This window comes from Spiroplasma chrysopicola DF-1, assembly GCF_000400935.1.
Taxonomy (GTDB): Bacteria; Bacillota_I; Bacilli_A; order Mycoplasmatales; family Mycoplasmataceae; genus Spiroplasma; species Spiroplasma chrysopicola.
The window spans coordinates 439,177-451,463 of record NC_021280.1 but is presented as its reverse complement, the minus strand read 5'-3'; the positions used below and the strand labels follow the sequence as shown (position 1 = coordinate 451,463).

Sequence of the window (12,287 nt, the reverse complement as noted above, 5' to 3'; positions counted from 1 at the left end):
TTAATCATTTTGAATAATATTGTCTAAATCTTTTAATTGTTTTGGGCGGGCCACTTTTGGGGCTCGAGAATCTAATAGTCATGTTTTTGCATAATGACTTGGGGTCACTTCAAACATTGGGGGTTCAATTAAATAATCAATTTTCATCGCATATTTATTCCGTGGTGCAAATGGATCACCAACTACTTTTGTATAAAGTGATGGCGGTGACCCAGGAATTGAATATAATTCTTCTCCTTTTGCACCAAATTGGGGTAATGATGATAATAAAGCTCAAGTATATGGGTGACGAGAATCAAAAAATAATTCATCAACTTTCCCATACTCAATAATTTGTCCAGCATACATTACCGCGACACGATCAGCAATTGTGGCAACAACTCCTAAATCATGGGTAATAAAAATAATCGTAAACTTATATTCTTTTTGCAATTCTTTAATTAAATCCAAAATTTGGGCTTGAATTGTAACATCTAAGGCTGTTGTTGGTTCATCACAAATTAAAATTTTTGGCTGGCAAGCTAAAGCAATTGCAATAACAACTCGCTGGCGCATTCCTCCTGAATACATTCCAGGAATATCATGATAACGTTTTTTGGCATTTTTAATTCCAACTTTTTCTAGTAATAAAATTGCTTCTTGTTTCGCTTGAGCACGATTTAATTTTCGGTGTTTACGAATTACCTCCGAAATTTGAAATCCTACAGATAATAAAGGGTTTAAGGATGTCATTGGATCTTGAAAAATTGTGGCAATTGTTTGTCCCCGTAATTTAGTAATTTGTTTAGCAAGTCTTTTTTTATTAATAAAATCAAAACTCTTAATTGGTTCTCATTGTTCTAATAAATCATTAAAATTTTGGGTCGCAAGTTCTTGACCGTTAAACATCTCAATATTAAATTGTTGGACTTTTTCTAAAAAAGGTGTTGTAAATTGTTTTTTCGCAAAATAACGTGAGATTCGTTGCTGATGACTTGCCTTAATCTTCTGATTATTTTCAAGATAGTTTTTTAAAATTTTTAAATTACTCTTTAAAAAGATCCGATCTTTTAAATTTAATCGTAAGACCTTTTTAATTTCTGCTTCTGCTAAAGCAATTTTTTGTTGCAAGCGTTTGATTGCTTGATCATATTTTTCTTGATCTGTTAAAATTATTTTAAAATTAGTAAATTTATCTAACTCCACTTCGCAGGCAGTAATTATTTTGGCAAGTTTATGAGAAGCTTTAAAATCTATTTTTGCCTTTAATTCTTTAATTGTTGTTGTTAATTGCAAAATCTTTGCATCAAGATTAGCAATTGTCATTTTATTAAAATCAGTAATTTGATGATTTAAACTTTTAATTAAGCGACGATTATATTTTAAAATAGTTTTAATTAAATTATTTTCCAAAGAAATTTTGCTAAACTCAACTAAATCAACTGGCTTACGAAAATATGTATTTTGATCAGCTAAACTATTTTGTGATGGATAATAAATAATCTCTCCACTATTAATTCAACCATTTTTTTCTAACATATTAGTAAAAGTTTTTGTCATAACTGACTTTCCACTACCTGATTCCCCAACAATTGCTAATGTTTCTCCATCATAAATGTCAAAAGAAATATTACGAATCGCCGTTAGAATATTTGCTCTGGTTTTAAAATTAATTACTAAATCTTTAATTGAAATGATTACTTCGTTTGACATATATTATAACTCCTTTTATTTATAATGATTTTTGGGGTCTAGCACATCGGCAAAGACTTTACCAAATAAGAAAAATAGCATTGATGTTCCAGCAATAAAGACAATTGGAATAATTAATAGGTGGGGGAAATCTTGTCATTTACTTGAGGCTAATACTTCATTTAAAATAAACCCTAATGTTGTATTTTCTCGTCCTTCAATAAATCCAAAGTTAAAGTAATTTAATGTTGAATCAATTGCAATTGACATTGGAACGGCAAAAGAAATTGTTTGAATAATTATTGGCAGAATTTTTGGCAAAATGTTTTTTGAAATAATACGGTGACCACGTGTTCCTAACATTTTTGAAGCCATGTTATATTCAGTATTACGAACTAAGATAATTTGTACCCGAATAACTTCTGCTAAAGCAATCCAACTGGTAATAGAAACGGCAAAAATAATTACAATCATGGATTTCCCTAACGCAAAAATAATTATTAACCATAAAATTAACGTTGGCACTAAATTTAAAAATCTTGTAATTTCAATAAATCAAATATCTGTTTTACGATAAAATCCTCAAATTGATCCAATTAAAATTCCTAAGACAATTTGTATTGTTGCAATTACTAAAGTAAATAATAGTGTTGTTCGCATTCCAATTCAAATTTTAATTCAATAGTTTTCCCCTGACATTCCTAACCCAAAAATATATTGTCATGTTGGGGCCATTGGTCGTTCCTGATTCGGAAATGGTAAATCTTCTGGCAATGGACGGGCAATATTACCAATTGGGACAATTGTTGTTAATAAAATTATTAATGCTAAGAAAAAAGCACAAATAATAAATGTTTTACTTGTAATTAATAATCTTCCGACAACTTTTCAATAGCTATATGATTTAGTTGATAGTTTTTCCACCGCTTCTTCTTGGGGACCAACAATTTCAAATAAACTTTCATCTAAATTATTGATATCATAGTCATTAAATTCAAATCAATCATTACCAACAAAATTTTTCATTTTTTCTTTCCCTTTCTTATTTCGTTAATTTAATCCGTGGGTCTAAAACAGCCATCATAATATCAGCTAATAAACTAGTTGCAATTCCAGCTGTCGCGGTTAATAAAATATAACCCATTACAACAAAGGAATCTTTCGCCGCAACCCCAGCGACAATAAAGCGACTCATTCCCGGAATTCCCCAGTTCTGTTCGGCAAAGATACTTGCTCCAAAAATAGTTGTAACAAATGCTGTTGGGAAAACACGGAAAATTCTAATCCCGGCATTACGGAAAATATGAATGTAGAAAACATAACTATCTGACATTCCTTTTGATAAAGCAAATTTTGTATAATCTGCTGTCATTTCATCAATTACATAACGACGAGTTGTTAAGACAATTGGCGGTGCAATCATTAAGAAAATTGCGACAACTGGTCAAAACTTAGTGCTAAAGCCCCCAGAACTAAATAATCCATGAGCTCTAAAAACATAAATTGAAATTAAATAAATTCCAATCACAATAATAACTGGTGGAATTGCTAATAATGTAATAACTGCACTATTAATACCATTATCAACTGATTTTTCTTTATGTTTAGCTGAAATAATTCCTAAAGGAACACCGATAAAGTATGCTAATAAAACCGTAACTGAACCAAAAGCAAAAGAATATGGGATTGCCCGAGCAAACGCTGTTGATACTAATTCTCCTGGTTGACCAACCGCTGCTGAGAAAATAGTTCCTAAATAAAATCAAGTTTCATAACTATCCCCTGTTAAATGACCTGTAACAGAATCATAATATGTATTAACTAATAATGTTTTTTTAATAAATGGCGTAACATTACGTAAATATGTTCCTAATTGACTTCAGATTGATCCATATACTCCAAAAATTTTCATTCGTTCTGTCAATAAAGCATTGTATTCAGGTGATCCTGGAATAATTTTTAATTTAGCAAGATCAATATCTGAAACATAAGTATCATCTGGAGTTACTAATCTTAATAAAATAAAAATTGCACAAATTGCCAAAATTAAAGTTATCAACGAAAAGAAAATTCTTTTTAATGAGTATCCTAGCAATGGGAACTTATTAAAAAACTCTTTACTATTTAGTCAATAAAGATTTAAATGATATTTCAAATTAACTAATAATGAGAATTTTTTCTCACTTTGAAAATCATCCACAACAATATCTGCAAATTTATCTTTAATTATTTCTGTGTTACTTTCTAATAAAGAAGTTTCCTTCCTTTCATGCTTGTCACTATCCTGAAAATTAGCCATATAATTTTCGACCTCCTTTGTTAAAATATCTAGTTCCTGTATTGATTTCTTGCATAATTAACTTATAATTCAAAGTTTAATATTAAAATATAATATTAATTAAATATATCATAGTTTAAAAATAATTGCAATTTTAACAACTATTTTCTAAAAAAAGTTTATTAATTGAATAATAGTGGAAATAAATAAAAAAGCAAATTAATCTTACTTAATTTCCTTCTTTTTTTAAATAATCATTTTGTTCTAACGTTCTAAAAGCTGCTTTTATTAAATGTCGTTTTTCAGCTGTATTTACCGAAAAATAAACTTTATTATTAGTTGTCGGCGTTTTTTGCTCTTCTTTTTTATCTGTTTTTATTAAAACTGAAATTACCATATCCTCACGGTCATTTTTTAAAAAGAAATTATATTGTTCTTGTAATGTTTCTTCAGCAATTTGATTTTCAGTGATTAATTTCCCACTAAAATCATAAACACTATTAATATAATAGTCTTTTTCAGTGATGGGAGGTATTTTTTTTTCATCAAGCAAACCTTTATATAGTTCCAAACATTCTGGTAGTTTTGATTTTTTTGAAATTTCTAGATTAGTTGGATCAATATGGTACTCTTCAACCAATTTTAAAATATAGATAAAATTAACTAAATGTTTGTGAATTTCTTTAAAAATAAATTTAATTAACTGATATTCCCGAAAAGAAATAAAATAATTTTGACTATCTTCATTACCATTTTCATCATTTAAAACAAATCCCATTTTTGCTTGTAAATAACTCTTAAATAAAATGCTATTATTATCAACCTTTGTTTTTTTAATTAGTTTACGAAAACTATTATTATCGCGCTTAATTAAGCGCGATAAGTTTTTTTTATAGTTTTTAATTTGAACATTATAAGAAATTAATCCTAATAAAATTGTGGTAATAAAAGATAAAATCGCAACAATTCCTTCTCAATAATTAGCAATAAATATTCAAAAATCTTCAAAAGCAATCATTTAATTTTCCTCATTTCCAAAATAGTATGCTTAGTTTGTTATGATAATAAATTCATAACTTCTATTGTTAAAATCTTAGCATAGAGCCAAATAATAGTCAATTTCTCTAAACATTAAAATATTTATTCAAAAATTATTAAAAAAGACAAGAAAATGCTCTTTTTATTATAAAATTTAACTACAATAATAAAAAAATTAAAGGAATAAGAAAAAATGGCAAAAACAAAAAATAAACTAAAAGGATTAAGATCAACCGAAAAAAAAGCGCATGCCCAAGAAGTGGCTGCCACAATTAAGGAAGTTAATACTAATAAAAATGAAAAATTGCAGAATTATCAAAAATGAAAAAAACTGCAATATTGACACTATTTAATTATATTAAGTCTTTGCACAATTATTATTGGTTTTAGCTTTATTATTGGCCTTGTTTTCCTAAAAGATATCAAAAAAATTGAATGAGTTTTAGTTGGTTTTGGCGTAATTTTATTAGTCTTATGATTTATCCTTGGCTGACAAAAAAACCGCCAAGCAGCCCAATATTTTAACGATTCACGGCGCCGTTATCAACCAACACTAACTGAGGAAGAAGCAACGATTAAAAAAGCGCGAAAAATTATTTTAGCAACAGCAATCATTGTCTTAACAACAAGTCTTATTATGTTGCTAATAACTAGCCTTTAAAATCTTTAATAACTTCACCGAGCGTTGTTTTACGCTTTTTAAGAACATTATTAACAGCATAATGTAAAGCTTGTTGTTCGCCTAATAAAAATAATTGGTTCTTAGCACGGGTAATTCCGGTGTAAACTAGGTTACGATTTAACATAATTCAAAAAGCTTTTGTAATGACAAAAATAACGTATTCATATTCACTACCTTGTAGCTTATGAACACTACAAGCATAAGCTAAAGTAATATCATAATACAGTTCTGGACTATATTTAATTAATTGCTCATCAAACTGAATAATTAAAATATTATTTAAATCTTTATCTTGTTTAATATCTACTATTATTCCAACATCGCCATTATATACTTCTAATTCAGGGCGATTTTTTAATTGCATCACTTTATCATTTACCCGAAATTCTTGATAACCAATTTTACAATGTTTTTGACCATAATCAGGATTAATTTTATTTTGCAGATAATTGTTAAGGGTATTAATGCCGAGGGTCCCATTATACATTGGGGCAATTATTTGAATTTGATCATATTGCCCTTGATGTTGCTTGACTAAATTTTGATATAACTCCCCAACTGTGTTTAAAATTTCATTTGAATTACTACTGTTGATAAATTTAACATCTTGTTTATTATCAAAATGATATTCAAAATAATCTTGCTGAATTGCATAACTTAATTCTAAAATATCATTTCCTTCTTGTTGACGATAGACTTCTGTTAAAGGAACAACATTAAAAATGTCAGTACCAATAATGTCACGTAAAACATCGCCACAAGCAACTGATGGTAATTGATTAACATCCCCAATTAAAATAAGTTTCTTAAGATTTAAACTTGCCTTTGCAATGGCTGATAATAATAATGTATCAACCATACTTACTTCATCTAAAATTAAAATATCAATTTCAAGTGGATTATTCTCATTATGGAAAAATTGATTTGTTAAGGGATCATATTTTAATAATTTATGAATTGTTACTGCTTTTTGTTTTGTTTTATCACGCAAGCGTTTAGCGGCTTTCCCGGTTGGCGCCGCTAAAATAATTTTATTATTTTTAAAACTTTTTTTTAAAATACTAACAATTCCATCAACAACAGTTGTTTTACCAGTTCCAGGACCCCCAACAATTAATAAAAAATTACTTAAAACTGCTTCTTTAATTGCTTTAACTTGCTGCAAATTATAACTAATTTGTTTTTGCGCCTCAACTTGCTGAAAAATAGTATTAACCTCATCAACACTAATTGCAGCATTAGTATTTAAACTATTTAATAAAGCGGCAATATTAAGTTCACTATGATAAATTTCAGCGACATAAATTTTTTCATTTTTAAAAATTAATAAATTTAAATTTTTAACATATTTTAATCCAGCTAAAATAATTTCTTTTGTCACTGTAACAAAATTCTTTTGTAATATTTTTGTTAACTGTTCTAATTCTAAATAAGTATCTCCGGTGCTATTACAAAATTCTTTGGCATAATACCAAGCATAATAGCCAATTCGAATATAATCGGTTGGGTTAGAATTAAACGTTAAAAAGATTTTATCAATGGCTTTAAAACTAATATTATCTTTTAACAATAATGAATAAGGGTCTTTTTGTAAAATTGCCATAATTTGATCAACATCATATTTTGTTTTTAATAGTGACAAAATTTGTAATGATAAATTATTTTGACTAAATAAGTGATTAATTTCATCTTCTTGGGTCATTTTACTAAACGTTGTTTGAATAATTTTAACTTGATTTGGCGTTAAACCCTTAATATCATTTAATGTTGCTAAATTATTTTTAATCTTATTAATGACATCTTCTTGAAAATGATTAATAATCACCTCAGCTGTTTTGGCCCCAATTGTTGGAAATAAATCACTTGATAGATAACGAATTAAATCATCTTTTGTTTGGGGCATGATTTTTTTAATTTGTTGGACTTCAAAATTTTGGCCATAACGAGGATTATTTTTTACTTCCCCTGTTAATTCATACAGTTGATCTTGGTGCATTTCCATTAAAAAACCTTTAATAAAAATATGATGATTACGATCATGTTCTAATTGAAACTTACAAATTCGATAACCATTAGCTGATTCAAATACAATTAACTTTAAATAACCTTTAATTACTGTCATAATTTCCCCTTTTATTTACAAATATCATAATTTTGTGTCATCTAAATAAGCAGCTTCAATTACACCCCCGCCAAGACAAACTTCACCTTGATAAAAGACAGCTGATTGACCAGGTGTAATAGCTTTTACTTTTTCAACAAAGCGCACTAAACAACTTGTTGGTGATAAAATTTCGACGCTAACGGGAATATCTTTTTGACGATAACGAAATTTAGCTGTACAAGTAAAATTATTTGTTTGTAGTTTATTAATTCAATTTGTATCATTAACTAAACAACTGTTTGAATACAGTCATTGTTCTTCCGAACTATTTGCCACATATAAAATGTTTTTAGCGACATTTTTTCCAACAACAAAATAAGCTTGCGCCATTCCTCCTAAATTAAGACCACGACGTTGACCAATTGTGTAATACATTACCCCAGAATGATGACCTAAAATTTTATTTGTTTCAATATCAACAATATCACCGACTTGGTTTGGAATGTAATTTTCTAAGAATTTTTTAAAATCACGTTCACCAATAAAACAAATCCCAGTTGAATCCTTTTTAGTAGCAGTTGGTAATCCTAATTGTTCAGCAATAGTACGAACTGCTGGTTTTGTTAAATCTCCTAAGGGAAATAATGTTTTTGCGAGCTGAGTTTGGGAAAGTTGACATAAAAAATAACTTTGATCTTTTGTAGCATCAACTCCTCTTAATAATTGGTATTCTTGTAAAGTTTCATTATAGGTAACACGAGCATAATGCCCCATTGCAATATAATCACCATGATATTGTTCTAAAGCTGTTTTTAAGAAGAAATCAAACTTAATATATTTATTACATAAAATATCTGGATTTGGTGTTCGTCCTTTTTTATACTCAGCAATAAAATGAGTAAAAACATAATCCCAATATTCTTTAATAAAATCAACACGATGAATTGGAATCCCTAGTTTTTGACTAACTGCTTTCGCATCTTGATAATCAACTTCTTGGGGGCAAATAATATCATTAATTTGTTGATTACCTAAAATATCATTATTTAAATTACTATCTCAATTGCGCATAAATAAGGCTTCAACTTGGTAACCTGCTTGTTGTAATAAATACAAAGCAACAGAAGAATCGACTCCCCCTGATAAGCCCACAATAACTTTTTTCATATTAATCCCCTTTTTTGTTTAAGGTAATTTAAACATCTTTTGTAAAGAAATGCAATCTTTTCTTACATGCTCTTTTTAGAAAAATAAGTTTTTATCCCAAAACTAAAACAGATTTGACTAATGATTAAACAACCGACTAGCGCAATTTCACTAAATAAAAATTCAATCTTAATTGCTGAAATTAATAATACATATTGATAAATCAGAATAAATAATAAATAAACGACAAATACACCATTAATGATTAAGACATATCCTAATCAGATTCGGTGGTCTTGAACAAATAAAATTGGTAAAATAACGAATAGTAAAGATAGAGCAATGACAATAAGATTAAAAACCTTGGCTGAATTAAAATATGAATTTGGGTTAAAACCTAGTTTTATTGGACCTAATAAATCTTCCATTACGGGGAAAAAATTAAAGCCCCTCGTTGGGATAATATTAGCAAGTAAAATTAAACTTAAAATCCCACAAAACCCTACTAAAGTGAAAATACGGCCAATAAAAAATAGCGGATTTTTTCATTTAATAATTTTATGTTTTGAAACTCTTTTAATTTTTTGTGTTCCATTATTACGAACCTTCACCATATAATTATAACCAAACGAAGGATTGGTATTATGTAATTGTTGGTTATTTTTATCATTAATATTAACTTTATTATCTTTTTTATTTTGTTTTTGCTGTTTTTTAACCCCTATTTCGTCTTCAGATAGACTAAATAAACTAGCATAAAAATTATTAATTTGATTGACATCACTTTCCCCATCAGAGGTTAATTCCCGATATTTATTATTTGCTAGATTTTCTTGGTTTGGTAACTCTCCAATTGCTTTTGCAAAAGATTGTTCAGGGGTCACAACTTTTAAATTTGGTCGTTTGTTAATATCAATTTCAAATTTATCATTATTATACTGATATTTTTCCATGATATCGTTAGTATTTTGACTTTTTAAACTATCATTATTGCGAAAATATGGAAAAAGCTTTGCTAAATTATGATGGGTTTTCGGTGTTATTATTGAAGAACCTGTTGATTTTTTAAAAATATTTGGGGATGAAACGATTTTTTCCTCCACTTTTGTAAACTGATCAACTAAATTAGGAACTGGTGCTAAATAATCTTTTTCGGCAATAACAGGTTGAATTTTCGTTTTTTTAATATGTCCAGCATTTTTTGCTTCTGGGTTTGAAATAGGTCTTAATAGATCTTGATTTACTTTTTTTAAATTGTTATTAGAAGAATTCAAACTTGATTTTTCCCCAGCAACAATTTTTTTAGCAATTAATCGGGCTTGGTTATAAATATTATTTTTATCATTTTTTTTAGCATCCCCAATTGTTTTAGCTACAGATAAGTTATTATTTATAACTGATTTTTGGTTATTATCTTTAATTTCTTTATTATTAAACTTTTCAAAGCGCGCTGGCGTTTCTTTATTTGCTTTAATTGGAACAGCTTTCGACTTTAATGGGGTTTTTGTTTGGACAAAAAAGTGGTGATTCATATTATGAACATTAATTTGCTCAGGAATCAACACTACTTCTTCTGCTTTAGTGATATTAACTTGTTTTTTAAATGGTTTTACATCTAAAATTTTAATTTCATTACTTTTCATCTAGCTCACCTTTGATTATAAAGAACTTACTTTTTAATATTATACCAGAAAATAAAGGCTTTTAACAGTCCCCTCCCAACAGGGTTATGCCCTTTTAATTCAGGCCTTTATTTAAAAAAAAAAAAAAAAACTAGCATAAAATCCTAGTTCTTTATTAGCGTGAAACTTGATCCAATAATTTTTCTCATTTTTGAGATTCTTTTTCTCAAGATTCTTTTGATAAAATGCTTTTTCTAGCACGCATTGCATTTTTAACACGAGCAATATTTGACATTTTAATTTGTTTTTTAGTTCTTTCCTCATATAAAGCATTATTCTTAATAATTTCTTGTTTTTGTTGTTCTTCTAACTTAGCTATTTTTTCAACATCAACCTTATCAAGTTCTGCTTTTTTCGCTGCAAGTTTTTTTTCGCGTTCTTTTGCAGCTACAATTCTAGCTTCTCATTTTTTTGCTTCAAGAATACATGCTTCATTATTTTTCTTAATTCATTCTTCATGTAATTGCTTTTCGCGAATTGCTTGAACCTCATCTTTTGTCTGTAAATCACTACCCTCATTAATAATTTGATTAATTAAATCTGATATATTTGCAGTTGGTGCTTGAGCGACTGTTTTTTTTACCGCCATTCTAAAAACTCCTTTTACTTTCTTAATTATTTTTCATATGTTATTCTTGCTTAGAACAAATTAATTATATCAAAAAAAGAAAAAATGTGTATAAAAACTCTTAATAAACTATCAATAATTAAAAAAATCAAGGTTTTAAGTTTTTTTTACTTTCAATTGAACCAGTAGGCAAAAGATCGGAAAAATGATAAAATAATAACATAGGAGGAAGACAAATGCTTAACTTTAATAACAAAAAAATTAACCAATTAATTGCCAATTTCATTACTTATATGACAGACCCTAAACATGATAACGGAAAGCAAAAAATTAATGTTGATCAAGACCTACAAATCCATCATATTGATTCCTTAGCATCAAAAAGCAATTTAAATATTGTGATAAGCTCATACATTTTGACACCCGTTCAACAAGAACAAGCCAAAAAAATTATTAAACAATACCATGAGGCAAATGAATCTTTTACATGATGTACAATCACTGAAGATAATCAGCAACTTGACCGCGATTTTTACCAACAACAGGGTTTAGAACACTTTGAAACAGCCCAAGTAATGCTTTTGGATTTAAATAATTTTAATATGACTAATGATTTAGCAGAAAATATCACATTTCAAACAATAAATAGTCCTGAAGATGTTAAAAAAGTTAAAAATGTTATTCATAATGCTTTTGATTTGGCCCTAATTGATTTAGCGAAATATCAAAGCCTTTTTGAAATTAATCAAGATGAAAAAATTAGCTATTTTACAATTTTAACGCAAGATAACCAACCAGCAACTACCGGGAATTTATACTTGGAATCAGAGTTAGCAATTGTTGATGATATTGCTACCCATCAAAACTTTCAAAAACAAGGTTTTGCCAAAGCAATGTTAATTCATTTATTGAATTATGCTAAAACAAAAGGTTATCAAACAGTCGGATTAATTGCGACACCAGATGGTTTTCCTTTATATAAAAAATTAGGTTTTGTTGAACAAGAAGTCTATATTAATGTTTATACAATGAATTACTAATTTTAAAAATTAACATAATAAAAAAATAACCAAGCTGAATACCTAAAATAAAATAGACACATAAAAAGTTACTTATGT

At 27.9% G+C, this 12,287-nt stretch carries 10 protein-coding genes; 2 read left to right on the top strand and 8 right to left on the bottom strand.

Translation table 4 applies throughout. From position 1 onward, the window contains the following. The 4 genes from oppD to SCHRY_RS02085 all read right to left on the bottom strand — a co-directional run bounded on the left by oppD (position 1) and on the right by SCHRY_RS02085 (position 4,967). The gene (gene oppD, locus SCHRY_RS02100; RefSeq protein WP_016338814.1) at positions 1-1,692 is read right to left on the bottom strand and encodes an oligopeptide ABC transporter ATP-binding protein OppD; all 1,692 of its coding nucleotides are present in this window, start codon (positions 1,690-1,692) and stop codon (positions 1-3) included. 15 nt (positions 1,693-1,707) lie between these two features. Then, positions 1,708-2,697, bottom strand: a complete 990-nt coding sequence (gene oppC, locus SCHRY_RS02095) for an oligopeptide ABC transporter permease OppC (RefSeq protein WP_016338813.1) — start codon at positions 2,695-2,697, stop codon at positions 1,708-1,710. A 16-nt stretch (positions 2,698-2,713) separates the two neighbouring features. Then, positions 2,714-3,970, bottom strand: coding sequence for an oligopeptide ABC transporter permease OppB (gene oppB / locus SCHRY_RS02090; protein WP_016338812.1), 1,257 nt, complete (start codon positions 3,968-3,970; stop codon positions 2,714-2,716). Positions 3,971-4,178: 208 nt separating this feature from the next. Then, a complete protein-coding gene (locus SCHRY_RS02085; protein ID WP_016338811.1) occupies positions 4,179-4,967 on the bottom strand; it encodes a hypothetical protein in 789 nt (262 codons plus the stop codon). A 213-nt stretch (positions 4,968-5,180) separates the two neighbouring features. Here SCHRY_RS02085 and SCHRY_RS02080 point away from each other — a divergent pair, with 213 nt between their 5' ends. Then, positions 5,181-5,648: a hypothetical protein gene (locus SCHRY_RS02080; RefSeq protein WP_016338810.1), complete on the top strand. Its 468-nt coding sequence runs from the start codon at positions 5,181-5,183 to the stop codon at positions 5,646-5,648. Here the strand turns inward: SCHRY_RS02080 and recD2 are convergent. The 4 genes from recD2 to SCHRY_RS02060 form a co-directional block, all read right to left on the bottom strand. Beyond that, complete coding sequence (gene recD2 / locus SCHRY_RS02075) at positions 5,638-7,791, bottom strand: SF1B family DNA helicase RecD2 (protein WP_016338809.1); 2,154 nt, start codon at positions 7,789-7,791, stop codon at positions 5,638-5,640. The two genes, SCHRY_RS02080 and recD2, sit on opposite strands and share 11 nt — an antisense overlap. A 15-nt stretch (positions 7,792-7,806) precedes the next feature. After that, entirely contained in the window at positions 7,807-8,940 is a 1,134-nt protein-coding gene (gene mnmA / locus SCHRY_RS02070; protein ID WP_016338808.1) for a tRNA 2-thiouridine(34) synthase MnmA, read from the bottom strand. Between the two features lie 62 nt (positions 8,941-9,002). Then, positions 9,003-10,562 (bottom strand): hypothetical protein, encoded by a 1,560-nt coding sequence (locus tag SCHRY_RS02065; protein WP_016338807.1) that lies wholly within the window; start codon positions 10,560-10,562, stop codon positions 9,003-9,005. Between the two features lie 154 nt (positions 10,563-10,716). Continuing rightward, positions 10,717-11,190 (bottom strand): hypothetical protein, encoded by a 474-nt coding sequence (locus SCHRY_RS02060; RefSeq protein WP_016338806.1) that lies wholly within the window; start codon positions 11,188-11,190, stop codon positions 10,717-10,719. A gap of 215 nt (positions 11,191-11,405) precedes the next feature. Here SCHRY_RS02060 and SCHRY_RS02055 point away from each other — a divergent pair, with 215 nt between their 5' ends. After that, positions 11,406-12,209, top strand: a complete 804-nt coding sequence (locus tag SCHRY_RS02055) for a GNAT family N-acetyltransferase (protein WP_016338805.1) — start codon at positions 11,406-11,408, stop codon at positions 12,207-12,209. Positions 12,210-12,287 lie beyond the last annotated feature (78 nt).